Origin of the sequence: Photobacterium leiognathi (assembly GCF_030685535.1) — a bacterium.
Taxonomy (GTDB): domain Bacteria; phylum Pseudomonadota; class Gammaproteobacteria; order Enterobacterales; family Vibrionaceae; genus Photobacterium; species Photobacterium leiognathi.
On record NZ_CP131601.1, the window covers coordinates 1,610,744 to 1,628,370 of the forward strand.

The 17,627-nt window shown below is 40.9% G+C and carries 15 protein-coding genes and 1 pseudogene; 8 read left to right on the plus strand and 8 right to left on the minus strand.

The features are described from left to right. Positions 1-433: 433 nt before the first annotated feature. The 5 genes from Q7674_RS14505 to Q7674_RS14525 all read right to left on the minus strand — a co-directional run bounded on the left by Q7674_RS14505 (position 434) and on the right by Q7674_RS14525 (position 5,152). Positions 434-2,212, minus strand: coding sequence for a bifunctional molybdopterin-guanine dinucleotide biosynthesis adaptor protein MobB/molybdopterin molybdotransferase MoeA (locus Q7674_RS14505; protein ID WP_305424100.1), 1,779 nt, complete (start codon positions 2,210-2,212; stop codon positions 434-436). Next, on the minus strand, positions 2,199-2,792 hold the full coding sequence (gene mobA, locus Q7674_RS14510; RefSeq protein ID WP_045062900.1) for a molybdenum cofactor guanylyltransferase MobA: 594 nt from the start codon (positions 2,790-2,792) through the stop codon (positions 2,199-2,201). The genes Q7674_RS14505 and mobA overlap by 14 nt, the downstream gene beginning before the upstream one ends. Further along, the gene (locus tag Q7674_RS14515; RefSeq protein WP_305424102.1) at positions 2,779-3,489 is read right to left on the minus strand and encodes an ATP-binding cassette domain-containing protein; all 711 of its coding nucleotides are present in this window, start codon (positions 3,487-3,489) and stop codon (positions 2,779-2,781) included. The genes mobA and Q7674_RS14515 overlap by 14 nt, the downstream gene beginning before the upstream one ends. Positions 3,490-3,503: 14 nt before the next feature. After that, a complete protein-coding gene (locus tag Q7674_RS14520; protein ID WP_305424103.1) occupies positions 3,504-4,205 on the minus strand; it encodes an ABC transporter permease in 702 nt (233 codons plus the stop codon). A 125-nt stretch (positions 4,206-4,330) separates the two neighbouring features. Beyond that, positions 4,331-5,152 (minus strand): ABC transporter substrate-binding protein, encoded by an 822-nt coding sequence (locus Q7674_RS14525; protein WP_305424105.1) that lies wholly within the window; start codon positions 5,150-5,152, stop codon positions 4,331-4,333. A gap of 265 nt (positions 5,153-5,417) precedes the next feature. Between Q7674_RS14525 and Q7674_RS14530 the strand changes: the two genes are divergently transcribed. Both Q7674_RS14530 and Q7674_RS14535 read left to right on the plus strand, forming a co-directional pair. After that, positions 5,418-6,878 (plus strand): sigma-54-dependent transcriptional regulator, encoded by a 1,461-nt coding sequence (locus tag Q7674_RS14530; RefSeq protein ID WP_045062899.1) that lies wholly within the window; start codon positions 5,418-5,420, stop codon positions 6,876-6,878. A gap of 59 nt (positions 6,879-6,937) precedes the next feature. Next, positions 6,938-8,932 (plus strand): annotated as a pseudogene (locus tag Q7674_RS14535) (sensor histidine kinase). Between the two features lie 485 nt (positions 8,933-9,417). On the opposite strand, the gene pbpG reads toward Q7674_RS14535, so the two are convergent. Continuing rightward, a complete protein-coding gene (gene pbpG, locus Q7674_RS14540; RefSeq protein WP_045062898.1) occupies positions 9,418-10,314 on the minus strand; it encodes a D-alanyl-D-alanine endopeptidase in 897 nt (298 codons plus the stop codon). Between the two features lie 584 nt (positions 10,315-10,898). Here pbpG and Q7674_RS14545 point away from each other — a divergent pair. Continuing rightward, positions 10,899-11,372, plus strand: coding sequence for a hypothetical protein (locus tag Q7674_RS14545; protein WP_023932366.1), 474 nt, complete (start codon positions 10,899-10,901; stop codon positions 11,370-11,372). Positions 11,373-11,469: 97 nt separating this feature from the next. On the opposite strand, the gene Q7674_RS14550 is transcribed toward Q7674_RS14545, so the two are convergent. Beyond that, positions 11,470-12,381, minus strand: a complete 912-nt coding sequence (locus tag Q7674_RS14550) for a substrate-binding domain-containing protein (RefSeq protein ID WP_023932365.1) — start codon at positions 12,379-12,381, stop codon at positions 11,470-11,472. Then, positions 12,382-13,266 (minus strand): formate dehydrogenase accessory sulfurtransferase FdhD, encoded by an 885-nt coding sequence (gene fdhD / locus Q7674_RS14555; protein WP_045062897.1) that lies wholly within the window; start codon positions 13,264-13,266, stop codon positions 12,382-12,384. It abuts the gene before it with no gap. 311 nt (positions 13,267-13,577) lie between these two features. Here fdhD and Q7674_RS14560 point away from each other — a divergent pair, with 311 nt between their 5' ends. From Q7674_RS14560 to Q7674_RS14580, 5 genes are all read left to right on the plus strand, one after another. Further along, positions 13,578-14,072 (plus strand): DUF3305 domain-containing protein, encoded by a 495-nt coding sequence (locus tag Q7674_RS14560; protein ID WP_045062896.1) that lies wholly within the window; start codon positions 13,578-13,580, stop codon positions 14,070-14,072. After that, the gene (locus Q7674_RS14565) at positions 14,062-14,745 is read left to right on the plus strand and encodes a DUF3306 domain-containing protein (RefSeq protein WP_045062895.1); all 684 of its coding nucleotides are present in this window, start codon (positions 14,062-14,064) and stop codon (positions 14,743-14,745) included. The genes Q7674_RS14560 and Q7674_RS14565 overlap by 11 nt, the downstream gene beginning before the upstream one ends. Before the next feature lie 294 nt (positions 14,746-15,039). After that, positions 15,040-16,695 (plus strand): 4Fe-4S binding protein, encoded by a 1,656-nt coding sequence (locus Q7674_RS14570; RefSeq protein ID WP_045062894.1) that lies wholly within the window; start codon positions 15,040-15,042, stop codon positions 16,693-16,695. 9 nt (positions 16,696-16,704) lie between these two features. After that, positions 16,705-17,322: a TorD/DmsD family molecular chaperone gene (locus tag Q7674_RS14575; RefSeq protein ID WP_008987019.1), complete on the plus strand. Its 618-nt coding sequence runs from the start codon at positions 16,705-16,707 to the stop codon at positions 17,320-17,322. 99 nt (positions 17,323-17,421) lie between these two features. Next, the gene (locus Q7674_RS14580; RefSeq protein ID WP_008987020.1) at positions 17,422-17,616 is read left to right on the plus strand and encodes a twin-arginine translocation signal domain-containing protein; all 195 of its coding nucleotides are present in this window, start codon (positions 17,422-17,424) and stop codon (positions 17,614-17,616) included. The last annotated feature ends 11 nt before the right edge of the window (positions 17,617-17,627 follow it).

The following is a 17,627-nucleotide window of genomic DNA, read 5'->3' on the forward strand; positions in this document are numbered from 1 at the left end:
GATGAAAATGAATTGATATTAAATTATGTGTTAATGCAAGTGATGTTATTCATAAAATAACTGGTCAGACTTTTTTATTAGACCAGGATCACATTTATATGTTTGAGCGAAAAATGAAGATAGATTTGAATATTTTGATGAATATTCAACGTTAGATTTAGATTGCTTATTAATTATTCTATAAATTAATTTTTTTAATTATCTTCCTAAAAAATCGATTTTTGGCGTGTAGATCGATTAATTATTCTGTATCATCATGCCCTCAAAGAATAAAGAAATCTTTTGTTACATGTTTTAATATAATGAAAGATTTAAATGACTTCTAAACGTGTAGAAGACTGGAACAAAAAAAGTAGCATGGAAGCTACAAAAACAAAAAAAGCCAAGCTAAGAGATTTAGCTTGGCTTATTTATTTCTCAGTATTTGTTTTATCTATACGCGTACATCAAGTGGGATAATTGTTACTTTATCTCCAATCTCTGCATTTTCCTGCTCTGGTAATATTTCAATTAAGCAGTTTGCTTCACTCATTGAACGGAGAATACCTGAACCTTGCGATCCTGTGCTTTTCACCACTAATCGACCATTGGCATCAAAGCTTGAAATACCACGAGTATATTCAGTACGTCCTGGGCGAGAGCGTAGCTTCTCAGTGGCAATTGCTTGATGGGTCTTTGGTTGCCAATCCACAATTCCTTGTTGTTTACGAATGGCAGGCTCGACGAATTGTAAAAAAGCTACCATTACAGCAACAGGATTACCCGGTAAGCCAAAGAAAGGCACATCACCAATAGTACCAAAGGCAAGTGGTCGACCTGGACGCATATTAATACGCCAGAAGTTAATTTGACCTAACTTATCGAGAACGGTTTTGATGTAATCCGCATCACCGACTGATACGCCACCTGATGATAAGATCAAGTCAGCTTGAGTACTCGCTTGTAATAATGTGTTTTTTAGTGACGTTTCGTTATCATCAATAATGCCAAGATCAACTACGTCACAACCTAGTTTGGTCAGTAGCGCGTACAATGTGTAGCGGTTTGAATCATAAATACAGTTAGGCTTTTGTTGCTCACCGGGTTGTTGTACTTCATCATCAGTAGAGAAAATCGCAACGCGAATAGGTTTATTGATGGTAATTTTATCAATGCCCAGCGAGGCAACCATGCCAAGTTCTGGTGCTGTGATTGTTGTACCCGCAGCAACGGCAACTTGACCTAATGCTAAATCTTCACCTGCTTGACGCACGTTTTGACCTGCTTTGATTTTACCCATTGCAAGGTTAAACGTGACCGTGTCACTTTCTTGATTTGCTTGCTCACGCATAATTACAGTATCAGCACCTTGTGGTACAGGGGCACCTGTCATAATGCGTACGGCTTCACCAGCTTGTAGGGTGTTGTCGTAGCTACGGCCCGCCAACACTTGACCTACAACATGGTAGCTTTCACGATCGAGATCATCGCCACGAATCGCATATCCGTCCATTGCTGAATTGGTATGTTGTGGCACGTTCACTGGCGATAAAATGTCTTGTGCGACAATTTGTCCTAATGCTTGGTGAAGGCTAACGGACTCGCTGTTGTTTAATGGTTTGATCTGCTCAAGAATTTTTTCACGACCTTGGGCAACCGATAACATGCCAGCTGGATTAATATCGCTACAGCTCAATGTTTGTGCTTCAGGATTTGCACTGTTGTTAGCGTAATCAATAACGAAATCTGTAATTTGGTCAAGATTGTTGATATCCATTTGTGGCAAAGCACTATCTGCAGGGATATTTGCGGCAATGGCAATAATATTAGTGTCTTCTGGATGTAACCAAGGCTTACCGACTTCTTCTCGGTGTAGTTCAATTTTAGGGAAATCGAGCTTTTTAAAACCTTCCACCAAAATTAGATCTAATTGGGTTTGATCTAATTGGCTAAGTAAATAGGGAAGTTGTGCTTCTTCTTCCGGCGTTTCAGTTACTAATGCACGGCGGTAACGTGAAGAAATCAGCATTTGGCTAGCACCTGCTTTACGTAAGCGGTAGCTGTCTTTGCCTTCTTGGTCGATATCAAAATTATGGTGGGCGTGTTTAACCACGGCTACACGCAATCCACGCTCTACTAACTTAGGTAGCATGGCTTCAAGTAACGTGGTTTTTCCGGTACCACTGAAAGCGGCAAAGCCTAATAAAGGTAAAGAAGCGTTAATTTGACTCATGTAGCACTCCAAATTGAGAGAGTTCTTCAGGGGTATTAAGGTTAACGAAGGCATTAGGCTGATCACTAAAATCAACCGTTATCATGTTGCATTGGCGATAGAGTAAGATGATTTTACGATCGCCATTGGCAAGAAAGGCTTCAAGCTTAGGTAAGATGCGACGATGCATTAACGTCACAACAGGCTGAATATGTTCGCCATTGTGGGCAACGGCAATGTCAGTATTCTCATTACAGGCATTTGCCATACGCTTAACTAAATCATGGGGCAGTTGTGGGCAGTCACAAGGGACGAAACCAATCCAATCATTATCAATGGTAGATAAGGCAGCATGCATACCGCCTAATGGACCGGGATAGTCTTTAATCTTATCACCAAACACGTTACCAAATTGGGCGTAACGTTCTTGGTTACGATTAGCGTTAATGGTGATATGTGAGGTTTGTGGCTTAAGCGTTTCGATAACATGTTGAATTAATGGCTTATTAGCCAGCTCTATTAACCCTTTATCATTGCCACCCATGCGGCTGGCTTGACCACCCGCTAAGATGACCCAATGGGTTTGTTCAGGCGTAGGCATAGTTATTCTTGCTATCCTTATCTTGTTTAACAAGCTGCAAATCTGCACGCTCAATTAATTTTGTGTCATTAATTGTCCACTGGCGACGGCATAATGCGGTTAGTTCATTATGCTGGTGGCTAGTGATCACAAGGCTTGAGCCTCGTTCTAATAAATCTTTTGCCAGTACGACTTGGCGACTGATGGATTCTTTATCCATGCTAGCGCTGGATTCGTCCATCAAGAGTACGCTTGGCTTCAATACCCATGCACGTGCCATCGCAACACGTTGGCGTTCACCGCCAGATAAAACAGAAACATGTTCATCAGCAAGGGTTTCCAATCCTACCATTCTTAGGGCATTAATGGCTTCATTTCGGCGTTGTTGGCGATCACGAACGATGTATTTTAAGCCATAACAAACATTATCAAACACTGTGCCATCAAACATATATGGTGTTTGGTGCATGTAGATAATACCGTTTTGGTAACAGCCACCAAACAAACGATTCAACCAATGTTGTTGAGTATTCAGTTTACCTGTTGTCGGTTTTTGTAGCCCTGCAAGCACTTTAAGCAGGGTAGTTTTGCCTACACCATTATCACAGGTTAAATAGATCGCATCCTGTGGCTCAAGTTTTAACTGAGGAATATGAAAAAGTAAGCGATGTTTAAAACGAACTGAAAGATCCGTCGCTTCGATTGAAATATGCGTCATATCAATGCCCCAGCTTAGTTGGTACGCAAGTGGGCTTTGCCACGAGAGATTGATAAAATAAAGTTTAGACCGAGAGCGAGAATTAATAAGACCATTCCCAAGGCGACACCTTGTGCAAACGCACCTTTAGAGCTTTCCAATGCAATGGCTGTCGGAATATTTCGTGTTGAATTTAAAATGTTGCCACCGACCATCATCGAACAACCTACCTCTGTAATAATGCGGCTGAATGAAGCGACAATTGCGGCTAGTAAAGGAAACTGGCTTTCCCACATTAGGCTCATTAATGCGCGTGGATAACTCGCACCTAAAGATATCGCGGTTTCCCATGCTCGACGATCGCTGTTTTGAAACGCAGCATGCATCATCGAAATTAAAATAGGTAAACAAATTAAGATCTGTCCTAACACCATGGCTCGTTGAGTAAACAACATTTGCCAATCGCCTAATGGACCAGAGCGAGATAGCAACATATAAAGCAATAAGCCAATCACAACAGTGGGTACAGATTGCAGTGTATTGATAAAAGAAAGTGTAAGCCAACGGCCTGGGAATTTCCCGTAGGCAAGAGTGAAGGCAATCAGTAAAGAGGGGATCAATACAATCGCAATAGCTAAAAGAGAGACAGAAAAAGAGACACCCACAATGCCCCATAGCGCACTATCACCACTAAAGAGAAGTTGAACTGCTTGTTGCGTTGTCTGCCAAATATTCATTGTGATTTTTATCTATTATTTAACTGGTTACGCCGAACACATCCTTGGTTAATTATAACAGAAGCTATAACTAAGCAGGATAGTGTTCGGCGTAAATAACTACAAAGCCGAATTAACGGAATGAATTACTGTGTGATTGCATCAGCAACGAATAGCTGCTGACCGTGACGCTGGTAATCATTGATCATAGTTTGTGCTTTAGAGTTCACTAACCAATCGCTGAATGTTTTCGCACCTTGGTAGTTAATATTTGGGTAACGGCTTGGGTTAACCAAAATAACTTGGTAAGGGTTAAATAGACGCTTGTCACCTTGAACCATGATTTCTAGGCTTAGTTTGTTTTCATAAGCAAGCCATGTACCACGGTCAGTCAGTGTGTAAGCTTGTAGCTCAGACGCCATGTTTAGCGTAGGACCCATACCTTGACCTACTGCTTTGTAGCCACCGAAGTTTGGTTCCATTTTAGTTTGAGCCCAAAGGTTCAGCTCTTTTTTATTGGTGCCAGAGTCATCACCACGAGAAACGAATACTGAATCGGTTTCAGCAATTTTTACTAATGCATCAGCAACATCTTTGTCGCCTTTGATTTTTGCAGGATCGCTTTTCGGACCAACAAGTACAAAATCGTTGTGCATTAATTTACGAGGAAGGACACCAAAGCCGCCATCAACGAATTTTGCTTCTGCTTTAGGTGCGTGAGTCATCACCAAATCCACATCACCATTTTCGCCCATACGTAATGCTTTACCTGTAACGGCAGCTAACACTTCAACAGTGTAACCAGTGTCTTTTTTAAATGCTGGTAGAAGGTAATCAAGTAGACCTGAATGGTAAGTACTTGTTGTTGTTGCTAGGCGAATAGTTTTGTTGTCGTTGTTATCTGCTGCATGACATAGGCTCGCTGTTGCAAGACCTAGGATAACCAAACTTGTTTTCAAAAAGTTCATAAAGTGTTAGACCCAAAATGTAAGTAAAAAAAGAAACAGGCGGGATATATTGTTCCCTAAAACGCTTATGCGCTTGTAAGCAAATAAAATGCCAGTTTGATTAATCTTTGTATTATCTATTTCTGCCTGGCCTAATATCTTGATTATAAAGTGCTATTTTTAATTCTTGGTTTAGTGTCAACAAACATGCCGAAATCTACTTTGACTTTATTGTCTAGGGTGAGACAAAATGTCGCATCTTTATCATGGGTAATAATGTCTCTATATGTCTGATCTTGAATTAAATGCGCCGTGGACAGCTGTTTCTGTATTGGTTGTTGATGATGAACCGGGTATGCGTGCCATCTTAAAAAAAGCCTTAAGTAAAAAATTCGCCCAAGTAGATACTGCAGGCAGTATTGAAGAAGCGGAAGAAATTCGTAAACGCTGTCATTTTGATTTATTGATCGTTGATATTAATTTGCCGGGGCGTTCAGGCATTGATTGGCATGAAGCATTTGATCCTACCACACGCCGTAGTGATGTGATCTTTATGACAGGTTATGCGGATTTAGAAATGGCGATTCAAGCACTTCGTGCGGGTGCCTCTGATTTTATTTTAAAACCGTTCAATCTTGAGCAAATGATGCAATCGGTGAGTCGTTGTATTGAGCGTCGTTTAGTAGAGCGCCAAAACTTTGCTTTGCAACGCGATGTTGAGCGTAGCTATCCTGTCGATATCATCGGCGATGCTGAAAGTACCCAGCGAATGAAAAAGATGATAGCCCAAGTTGCACCTTCTGTTGCTGCGGTATTAGTGGAAGGTGAATCAGGCACGGGTAAAGAGCTGGTGGCACGTGCACTTCACCAACTGAGTAAACGTACAGGTCCTTTTGTTCCTCTTAACTGTGGTGCGATTGCCCCTGATTTGTTGGAAAGTGAATTATTTGGTCACGTATCTGGTGCGTTTACTGGGGCGAAGAAAGGTCGTGATGGTTTATTCCGTGTTGCGAATAACGGCACACTGTTTTTAGATGAAATTGGTGAAATGCCATTGTCTATGCAGTCATCACTGTTACGTGCATTAGAGCAAAAAGCTATTCGTCCGGTTGGTGCTGAACGTGAAGTACAGGTTGATGTTCGTATTGTAGCGGCAACAAACCGAAACCTTAAAAAAGAAGTGGAAGAAGGGCGTTTCCGCCAAGATCTGTATTACCGTCTTAACGTATTAACCATTGAACTGCCTGCATTACGTGAACGTGTAGAAGATATTCCAGCTTTAGCGCATCACTTTACGCAACAGCTTTCTAAAGATTTAGGCATGAAGCCGATCAATTGGACTCATGAAGATATTCTTGCCATGCAAGCGTACCAGTGGCCGGGTAATATTCGTGAATTACGTAATATGATGGAACGCTGTATTCTGCTTGGTAAATCGCCTGCTGAATATTGGCAAGAATTAAATGGTGATGCACCAGTGCTTTCTGCTGAAGATACTTCGAACCAAACCAGTGTTTCTGGAAATGGTGATGATAAACGTCCGTGTCAGTGTCATGAAGATGGACAAGAACAATATTGTTACCCGACTGATTGGACACTTAAAGATGTTGAGAAAGCTCATATCATGCAGGTGGTTGACTCCCATGAAGGCAATAAGTCAGCGGCAGCGCGTCAGCTAGGTGTGGCACGTAAAACATTAGAGCGTAAATACAAAGAATGGGCTGAAGAGTCGGCATCATGCGAATAACCAAAGCCTTAATTCATCCTAAAGCCTTTATCTTATTATGGCTGCGTCGATTTCGTACCATGGTGCGTTATCGTCTGTTGGTGCTGACATCCGTTCCTATCGTTATTACGTTGTTTGCCTTGATCGGCTTAACCTTTTATTGGACGGTTACTTATACTTGGCAAAACGCCTTGATGAATGTTCGTGCTGACTTAGCGGTAGCTCATCACAGTATGGAGCTATTGCAGAAAGAGCAACGCATGGAATTGCATTCAATGGCATCTTCTTATGATTTTCAGTATCGCTTACGTTTTGATGAGTCAACACTAAGCAGTTGGGTACGTACTGAAAACAAGCAATATAAGTTGGACTTTATTGTGCTCCATCCAGCTTCTGCTCTGGGTGAGTTTTCAAAACATGAACGCCATTTATTAATGGAAGGAAAAGAGCAAACTTTCTTCCAAGTATTAGATAGCAGAGAGCTCAGCGCCTTAAACCCAGATTTGCCTGCTCGCGCTCAAGTTCCACTGCTTAAAGAGCATAAAATTGAACGTAAAGGTTTAGTTAGCCGTAGTTTGATCCCGATTTTTAATGAAGAAGGACAACTCCAGTGGATCCTTGATGGCGGTATTCTGCTGAATAACAGTACGTCGCTGGTGGATCGTATTCGTGACTTAGTATTTGCAGCGAATACCTTGCCTGATGGCAGTATCGGCACTGTGACTATTTTCATGAATGATATTCGTATCAGTACTAACGTGCCGCTTGATAGTAAAAACCGAGCTGGGCGTGCTATTGGTACTCGTGTTTCTGATGAAGTGAGTAATGAAGTACTCAAGTTTGGTAAAACATGGGTCGATCGTGCTTATGTTTACGATAGTTGGTATGTCTCTGCTTACGAGCCTTTGCGTGATAACAAGGGCGACGTGATCGGAATGCTTTATGCTGGCTATTTGCAATGATTACTGATCAAAACCTTCTTAACCAATATTATTGAGTTAGGTGTTGGTATTGTTTTGGTTCTGCTTATATCAGGGATTTTGGTATACCGAGGATCTCGTGATCTGTTTCTACCTATTGAAAAAATTTACCACGTTGCGAAATCCGTCCAAATGGGACTGGATCGTCGAGTTGGTAAATTAGATGTGTATCCTGATCACGAACTGCAAATTCTTGGCAATCAGTTCGATACCATGTTGGATCAGCTTGAGCAGCGAAACCAAGCGATCAAACAAGCAGCATTAGAGCTTGAAGAGAAAGTAGAGCAACGTACCCATAGCTTACATCAGAAAACAGAAGAGCTTGAAAAGCATATTAAGCTATTGAACCAAGCCCGCTCTAAGCTGGTGGTTAGTGAAAAACTTGCCGCACTTGGTGAACTCACTGCAGGTATTGCCCATGAAATTAATAATCCATTAGGGGTTATTTTGGGTAATGTCGAGTTGATCCAATTTGAACTTGGCGATAATACGGTTCAGGTACAAGAAGAATTAGATGCGATTCATGCTCAGATCGATCGTATTCGTAATATCACACGAAGCTTGCTACAATACAGTCGCCAAGGTGGTGTACAGAATGAAGTGACATGGCATCACTTAAATCAGATCGTCGAAGAGAGCCTAACTTTGGTTCGCTCGGGTACGAAAAAAATGGATGTGGAATTTGATGTCGATCTGCAAGCGAAATGCAGTGTAGAGGTTAATCGTCACCAACTGTTGCAAGTGCTCGTCAATCTACAAATGAATGGTATTCATGCGATGGACGACCAAGGGCGCTTAAGTATCAAAACGCAGGATTGGATTGATGATTCAAACCAAGTATTAGGCGCAATAGTTAAAATTGTCGATCATGGTTGTGGTATTCCCAAAGAAAACCTAGAGCGTATCTTTGATCCGTTCTTTACCACTCGTCGCTCTGGAACTGGACTTGGGTTATCAGTTAGTCAAAGTTTGATTGAAGATATTGGCGGTGAAATTGAAGTGGATTCTGAAGTGGGGAAAGGCACAACATTTACCGTCTACTTGAGACAGAAAATTCCAGCTAATCATGATTTGGAATTGATGGTTATGTCGTAAGTTTGTCTTAGTTCATCATGTTAAAAGCCCCTTGGTATTTCTCTGATATAAGTGAAAATACCAAGGGGCTTTTTTATTGTTTGTACATAAAGAAAAAATTACATAATAGATAAGCCTACAATTAGGAAGGCTGTTGCGGTGAGAGATATGCGGGTAATTAAGCCTAAATGGGTAGGGTTGATCATTTCTTGATGCTGCATAGGCGCTCCTTATCATTAACTGTATTTTAAGCATAGTCGATATGGAAAAATATTGGCGTTTTATTGTTATAAAATAAGAAGCTATAACTACTTTTAACAATAAAGTGAGCTCAAGATCAAAATTGAAGGGCTTTGCTTAGGTTATGTTGAATAAAACGTGCGTTAAAACTGACAAGACATTTGCTTAGGTTATTTGAGCTATTACGAGGCTAGATACCGATTTTAGAGACAAAAAAGCCAGCAATAAGATGCTGGCTTTTTCGCTTTCATAACTAACAATAAAGATTATTGCGTTAATTCTTTCAGTTTTTTCTGTTGGTAGTATTTTGCATCAGCAGTGATAGGCTTGCTTTTACCTGTCTGTAGCCATTGCTTAATACGGCCTGCATCACCAATCGGTGTTAGCTTACCTTGCGAATCAAGCATCACCATCAGGATTTTCTTACCATCAATTGTCGTTACCATACCTAGACAGCGACCAGCTTCATCAAGGAAACCTGTTTTAGTTACATTGACAGTCCACTTTTTACCACGTGCTAGTGCGTTAGTGTTGGTGTAACCCAGTTTGTAGTTAGGCTTACCAAAGTAAGCTGTATGTACTGGCGTTGTACTGTACTTACGAATTTCAGGGTATTTGTAAGCAGCACGTACCATTTTAGCAACGTCAGAAGCAGTAGAACGGTTGTGTGGGTCAAGACCTGAACTGTCAACGAAATGCGTATTCGTCATACCTAGAGATTTCGCTTTACGGTTCATTGCTTTGATAAATGCTTTATAACCACCAGGGTAGTTACCTGCTAGGGTAGCAGCGGCAAGGTTTTCAGAAGACATTAGCGCAATGTGGATGGTTTCACCACGACTTAATGTAGAACCCATACGGATACGTGTGTAAGTGTTGTACATACGTTTTTTATCAGTAGGGGTGAAAGTCAGTTTTTCGTTTAAAGGCAATTTTGCATCTAGCGTAACCATTGCAGTCATCAGTTTAGTTAACGACGCAATCGGCATTTTTACATTAGCGTTCTTCTTGTACAGCGTTTTGCCTGTATTCAAGTCAATTACATAATTACTCACTGATGCTGTTTGTAACTTGTTAGGATCCAGCTTACTGGTATTGATGCTAGCGACGGAAGAAAAGCTAATACTAGCAAGGGTAAAAAACAGAATGAAAGCGTTACGCACAACGGCTCCTTGGTAATGCTTAAGGGTAATAATAACAGTATTGTTAGTTTACGTATTGTCTGCTTAACGGTGGCTTTTAAGCAAGTCATGTTTATGTAAATAAAGCAATTATTTGGTTTTTAATTCGCCACTTGAACTGAATAGTTAATGAAACAATATTCAATAAAATATTGATGGCGATAACGTTAGATATCGTTCTTAAGAAAGTATAGCGAACTTGAGATCTTTGATGAGGAATTGCATATTTAAACCAAAATGAATGATTGCATTGTTATGTTTTATTTTATGGTCACTATTTAAATGATAGCTTTGTCGGTAGGGTTAAAACTAAATAAAATACCAGTTTGATTGCAAAGAGGCTTTGATTTGTAAGTCAGGCATATCGAGTAACTTAATAGATATTGATAAAAATGGCTACTAACAACCTAGCTGCATTGCCTCCTGATTTTATTTGTCGGGTGGATGGTTGACTAAAGAAATTTACTCTTAGTGAATATCTAAATGTTAAAATTTAACATTATATATTTAATAATTTAGCAGACTTGGTTAGTATGCTTGTTTTATAGTCAAAAAGCAGAGTAAACATGTCAATTCGCCCAGCTTTATTAGCCATCGCATCTTTAGTGTCGTTCTCATCACATGCATTAAACTTTCACGATAAAGCTCCTAATGATGAGCTTAATGATATCAAGCAAAGCTTAGAACAAGCACAGAATACATTGCACTATGAAAGAACAGTAAATGGAACTGGGTATGTGCCCACGCCGAAAGATAATAGCGACAAACCTGCACGTAGTTATTTTGAGGTTGTCTCATATGACATCTATACCAGTCAAAGTGGCAAACGTGTTATTCAGGCGATTGTGACCAACCATTCCGGTGGCGGTATCGTACTGAAGCCACAGCAAATTAAAGCGTATTTAAGTAATAGCACGTATGTAGAGCCTGTACGTATTAAGCAAGAAGGCCGTTTTACACAAAATGAAACAAAATCGGTAACCTTGTATTTTGAAGATACAGACGCTTCTATTCTTGGGTTATTACTACGTTCATACTAGTGACAAAGAAATTAGTTAGCAGACAAAGAAAAGCCCAGCTAATCATTAACAATTATCTGGGCTTTATTGTATTTATGTATTTTGGTGTGCTGGTGACTTAGTTAGCACTCCAGACTTGTTTACCTGTTCGCGCAAAGTTATAGCCACCTAAGTCATGACCATGAGCTTGAATGTCTTCATCAGAGATAGCTTGCAGCAATTGTTGTTGTAGCGTTCTAAAGTAAATGTTCTTTGGGATCACCAATTCAAATGCTTCAGTACATAGTGGAATGAAGCCTAAGCCAAATTCACCAGCGGTACTTTCACTGGCGCAACCCACATCAGCCTTACCACGAGCGACAGAAGAGGCAAGTTCACGTTCGCTATTACAAACATCTGATTGATTAAGCATAGAAAGGTTATAAGCGTGACCGTGTAACCATTCTTCTAATGCACGCATACTGCCAGCACCTTCTTGACGTAATGCCCAGCGCCAGCGTGAAGAAAGTAATTCAGGTAATTGAATCGATTTTGAATTGACTGCTTCAGCTAAATCTTTGCTCACCACTAAACCTTGTTGGCGTTCAAAAGCATGCACCAATACCCAGTTTTTATGACCTTGGTATTGTTGTAATAGTGCAGGGTGTCGAAGGCTTGCTTCTTCTGCGTTACCCCAGTGGATAGCACACATATCAACATGACCTTTGCTTAACATGGCTAAGCCTTGGCGTGTGCCTGTTGAGGTATAACCAACAAGGGCGGTACTGCCTAATTGGTTTGCCATTTTACCCACCACCATTTGTAATAGTGGGTCGTCTGAGCCTGCAATTAATAAGCGATCGGTTAGTACACCATTATGGCAAGATTCTAATAGCCATTTATCAAGCATGGCTTTAGGGAATAACCATTTGCCTGTGACTTTGGTAGCAGGAAGCAAACCATCATTGGCAAGGGCATAAACTTTCTTTTCATTAAGATCTAAATATTCCGCGACTAACTTCGCGTTCATGAATTCTGGAAAGTCTGCCATTTAGTTTTGCTCTTTATTAGAAGATGATTGAGATGTTTCATTTGCTTGTTCTTGCGAAGCATCAGCACCCTTCACATCAAGAATGAGGTTCTGACCGCCGTTATACACTTGGAAACGGTGGCCTTTAGCGCGAGCAATCATGGTAATGCCAAGCTTTTGTGCTAACTCGTAACCCATTTGTGTCGCACCAGATCGCGATAGCAGCACAGGAATGCCCATTTGCGCTACTTTAATCACCATCTCAGAGGTTAAACGACCTGTGGTATAGAAGATTTTATCTTCACCAGTTTCGCCTTTAAGCCACATTTCACCAGCTAGGGTATCAACGGCATTGTGACGACCCACATCTTCCACAAAAGAAAGGATTTCTGTACCGCGACAAATCGCACAGCCGTGAACTGCACCAGCGGCTTTATAGGTTTCGTTATGATGGGTTAACGCTTCAAGCAAACCGTACAGCATAGATTGCTTCACTTTTACTTGTGGCAGTGTAACGTTTTCTAGCTTCTTCATTACGTTACCGTACATGGTGCCTTGACCACAGCCAGAGGTAACGGTTTTCTTTTCCAACTTTTTATCTAAGCCATCAGTATTTTCACGGGTGATCACGGCGGCAGAGTTGGTATCCCAGTCAATGATCAGCGATTCAATGGCATCAATATCTTCGATAAAGCCTTGGTTCTTAAGATAGCCGAGCACAAGCGCGGAAGGGCGTTCACCTAATGTCATTAAGGTCACGATTTCAATCCAGTTTAAATACACTGTCAGCGGGTGTTCGCACGCAATTTCTTTAGTCTGAAGATCACCGTATTCATCCATGATTTCCACAGACATCGTCTGCTTAACGGCGGATTTTGTTTTTATGATTTTAGGTAGTTGGCTCATTAGGGTATCCACTGGTTACAAAGAACGTATCGAGATTTCAAATAAGTCCGTCAAATGACACACAATGATACTAAGCTCAATAGGGAGCGTTTGATTGTCTGTATTAAGGCAAATAAGTTTGTCTCACGCTCGTTAAAGCAAATATTGTTCCATATTTGTATAAACATCGATTGCTGGTGGCTGATCAAGGTTGTATTGACGATATTTTGATATGTTATGCCTAATTGGTCTGAATCTTGCCTTATTGGGGCAAGTATTCTCAATGTATCGCGGTAAATGCGTACGGTAAAAGCAAGATGTAAGGGGTAATTGTGCCAGAACAAGCAAAACAAGAGTTACATAAAGACGAAAATGTTTGGCCTATTTATTTTCGACTTCAAGCCGAAGAGAGGAAAGTCGGTCGTTGGACAACATTAGCTTGGTCTATTGAAGATCTTTGCTTAAACGAAAAAGACCGTCCAGAGGTTGAACTTGCGGAAATGGGTGAAGGCTATTACATGATGCCTTTAGAACTTTTCCGTGATGAACGTATGGAATATCGCTTTAACTTAAACGCACAAGATCCGCATTTATTCTTTGTTTGTGCGGAAGAAGATGAACAACTAAAACCGGTATTAATGACCGTAGCTCAAGGTGTTGCAGCACGTTACATGGATGGCGATTATGTTGTATTACATATTCAAATTCCATTACCTATCCAAGTATGGATGGAAGCCTACCTAGGACGTCATGGCGAATTAGAAGAATGTAAACGTCGCGGTGGCGGAAAAGGCAAGAAACAAAAAGGGCGTTCAAGTGGCAACTAATTTTTTTCAACGTTGGTCTAATCGAAAGCTAACAAAAAAAGAAGAAAATGAAACAGTTAGTGAAGAACTAACTACGACAATAACGCATGATGATTCAGCGGTTGTTGAAGCTAGTGATGCTCTTCAAACTGCAAGTCTTCAAGATGAAAATACCATTGAGCAAACTGAACTCGTTCAACCACAAGAGACAATAGAAGATACTGTATTAACGCATGATGATGCAGATGCCGTGACTTATGACTCTGGTGTGGCTTCTTTTATGAAAGGTTCGGTTGAAAAATCGGTGAAAAAAGCTGCCTTAAGAAAGCTATTTCATTCTGAAGAATTTAATTATATCAGTGACATGGATGATTGCACTGAAGATTACACAAGCATCCAAACACTTGACCCTGCTATTGCAGCACAAATGCGTGGTTGGGCAAATAAAGCGCTAGAAAAAGTAACTGATATTGTTGAAAACTTAGATAGTGATGTCACGACGAATACATCTGAGATAGCGGATAAGGCATTAGAGAATCATGAATTGTCTCCATCCTCTCCAACGTTAACGGGCTCTGAATCGTTAGCGTCTCCAGATACTCGCCAATCAACAACGTTTGTTAAAGAAGCAGATGATGAAGCAACGCTCCCTACAGCGGTTTCGTCTGAAAAAAATTCTACGCAAGACAGTTAATTTTATTGTGTGAGACAAAAAGGGAACTAAAACCTTATTAATCGTTGGGACATTTTGGCGCATTGGGTCTTTTCTACTGCGTCAAAATGTCCTAATGCGGGTGGGTTGAATTATCCATCTCCGACTTTAGTTCCTTTTAGGTCATTTTATTCCGTGAAAAGTTGGATCGGTTATTGCTCTATAAGGGCGAGAAGAAAACGTTAGTTATATTTTATGACTGTTAGGCATTAAGACGTAACCACGTAGCTTCTTCAATCGGCACTGACTAGCGGTGACGGGCAAACAGGAATAAGAATGTTAAAAAGTACACTAGAAGCATTTTCTGATACAAACGGTAAAGCAAAAGCAGCGGCGATTAATGGCACTGTGGAGCTAACAAATTTAATTCCACCTACGGTTACTTATGAGAGCCGTGGGGATTTGTTGATCGTGGGTGCTCAGGAAAACATTACTGCACTTGCTGAACAATTTTCAGAACTGCACAGTGTTACCTTATTGGCGACAGATGCAACTGAAGCGAAAGCAGGATTATCAAATCTTTACTTTAGCCAAGATGTATCAGCAAAAGGTTACCTTGGTGCCTTTGAGGTGACATGTCAGGTTGCAGGTCAATTAACAAAAGCAAACCTAGCAAAAGTGGCTATTGGTCGCGATTGTTTTGACTTGATCCTAGATATGACTGAAAACGGCATTATGTCGTTAGAAATTCCTGCTCCGGGTTATTACGCAGTAGGTAGCCGTAAAGATAAACTGGCTCAGCTGGTGGAAGATTTACCAGCTATGATGGGTACCTTTGATAAACCTAAATACTTTCGTTTAAACCCAGATCTATGTGCACACTCATCTCGTGGTGTTGAAGGTTGTGATCGTTGTTTAGATGCTTGTCCTGCAGGCGCACTAAGCAGTAATGGGGTAGAAATTGCGATTGATCCTTATCTTTGTCAGGGTGTTGGCACGTGTGCTACAGCTTGTCCAACAGAAGCGATCACATATGCATTACCTGATCCTCAAAATACACAAAACTTTGTTCATCGTGTTATCACGCGTTATAAGCAAGAGGGCGGTGAAAAACCAACACTTCTTTTTTATGGCAATCGTGATGAGAACGCGGTAACTCAAGCACTAGCGACTTTACCTTCTTCTGTTATTGCAATTGCATTAGAAGAATTAGCAACAGTGGGTGTGGATACTTGGTTTAGTGCATTGGTTTATGGTGCGCATCAAGTTCTTCTAGCGACGAACACTAAATATATTCCTGCAACGATTGATCGCGTTTTATCTAATGAGCTTGCAATGGCTCAACGTTTCTTAACTGAAATGGGTTATGACGCGGATCGTATTTGTCTGTTCGATTTTAGCGATGTTGAAACTTACGTTCCTTATCAAGAAGCATTAGTGGCTCCTGTTTCAGAGGCTTTAACTGGCTCTAAACGTGAAAAACTATTTACTTCACTTGAAATGCTTTACACCGAAGCGAGTACAAAACCAGAACAATCTTCTGTTGTAGAAAAAGCGCCTTATGGTTCTGTTTCCTGTGAGACGAAAGATTGTACGTTATGTATGAGTTGTGTGGCTGTTTGTCCAACACGTGCATTACATGCTATTGGCGATCGTCCTGGTCTTCTATTTATTGAAGAAGACTGTGTTCAATGTGGTATGTGTGAAAAGGCATGTCCTGAAAAAGTGATTTCATTAGAACCTCGCTTTAATTGGGATTGGCAAGCACGTAAAGAAGCCAAACTTGTTCATGAAGAACCAGCGGCTTGTTGTATTAGCTGTGGTAAAGCATTTGCGCCTGCCTCTATGGTGAAAATGTTAACTGAAAAGCTTCAAGGGCATTCTCACTTCCAAGGCGATGCAATTCGTCGAATTTCTATGTGTGAAGATTGTCGTGTACGCGATATTTTCGAACAAATGGAAAAAGATCCAGCAAGTCAGGCTCGAGTGTAAGGAACAAAGATGGAAACTGTGGCTATGAATCCAGCTCAAACGTCATTGAATGAAGACGCAGTACTACGTATTGAAATCTATAACATGCTTGCACATTTATTCCGTCAGGCTCCTGATCAGAATGTGCTGACTTTTTTAGCTGATATTGATGTTGATACGGCAAACAACCCTCAACAATCTACTATGGCTGCTGCTTGGCCTTTACTAAAACTTGCAGCAGAGAAAAGCACGCCACTTGCGGTTGAAGAAGAATATCAAGATGTATTCATTGGTATTGGTCGCGGTGAAGTTGTGCCTTTTGGCTCATGGTATTTAACAGGGTCATTAATGGAAATGCCTCTGGCTTATCTGCGTCGTGATCTTAAGCAATTAGGATTTGAACGAGATGAGTCAGTTAAAGAACCGGAAGATCATATTGCGGCTTTGCTTGAAGTGATGGCAATGCTAGTTGAAGGCGGCGATGCCCACCTTCAAAAAACGTTCTTTAATCGCCACCTTGCAGAGTGGTGTGAAAAGTTCTGTACCGATGTTAAAGCAGCTAACAGTGCAGTTTTCTACACTGCGGTTGGCGAGCTTGCTCTGCAGTTTTTAACTGTTGAGAAAACACGCTTTTTAGAATCGAAATAACCCTATACGTTGCCTGCAACGGTTTCGATTTAAGGCAATAAAATTAAGGCAAAAACCCATCGTTAACGGTTATAAGTTAATGATAAAGGAGCAAACTTTATGAGTGAGCAAAAAACCAATGAAAGCCGTCGCCAGTTGTTAAAAAACATTGGCTTAACTGTGGCTGCTGGTGCTGTTGCTGCGGGTACGACAACAGCGGTACAAGCTGCTGACAAGTCAGAAGAGAAAAAAACAAAAACAACTAAAGGTTATCACGAGACGCAACACATTCGTGATTACTACAACACTTTGTAAGACGGGGCTCT

Excerpts from the sequence above, each read along its gene's own strand:
- Q7674_RS14515 (WP_305424102.1), bottom strand. The coding sequence starts at position 3,489 with ATGACGCATATTTCAATCGAAGCGACGGATCTTTCAGTTCGTTTTAAA.
- Q7674_RS14550 (WP_023932365.1), bottom strand. The coding sequence starts at position 12,381 with ATGGCAGACTTTCCAGAATTCATGAACGCGAAGTTAGTCGCGGAATAT.
- Q7674_RS14520 (WP_305424103.1), bottom strand. The coding sequence starts at position 4,205 with ATGAATATTTGGCAGACAACGCAACAAGCAGTTCAACTTCTCTTTAGT.
- Q7674_RS14575 (WP_008987019.1), top strand. The coding sequence starts at position 16,705 with ATGGAAACTGTGGCTATGAATCCAGCTCAAACGTCATTGAATGAAGAC.
- mobA (WP_045062900.1), bottom strand. The coding sequence starts at position 2,792 with ATGCCTACGCCTGAACAAACCCATTGGGTCATCTTAGCGGGTGGTCAA.
- Q7674_RS14570 (WP_045062894.1), top strand. The coding sequence starts at position 15,040 with ATGTTAAAAAGTACACTAGAAGCATTTTCTGATACAAACGGTAAAGCA.
- Q7674_RS14545 (WP_023932366.1), top strand. The coding sequence starts at position 10,899 with ATGTCAATTCGCCCAGCTTTATTAGCCATCGCATCTTTAGTGTCGTTC.
- Q7674_RS14505 (WP_305424100.1), bottom strand. The coding sequence starts at position 2,212 with ATGAGTCAAATTAACGCTTCTTTACCTTTATTAGGCTTTGCCGCTTTC.
- Q7674_RS14580 (WP_008987020.1), top strand. The coding sequence starts at position 17,422 with ATGAGTGAGCAAAAAACCAATGAAAGCCGTCGCCAGTTGTTAAAAAAC.
- Q7674_RS14530 (WP_045062899.1), top strand. The coding sequence starts at position 5,418 with ATGTCTGATCTTGAATTAAATGCGCCGTGGACAGCTGTTTCTGTATTG.
- fdhD (WP_045062897.1), bottom strand. The coding sequence starts at position 13,266 with ATGAGCCAACTACCTAAAATCATAAAAACAAAATCCGCCGTTAAGCAG.
- Q7674_RS14525 (WP_305424105.1), bottom strand. The coding sequence starts at position 5,152 with ATGAACTTTTTGAAAACAAGTTTGGTTATCCTAGGTCTTGCAACAGCG.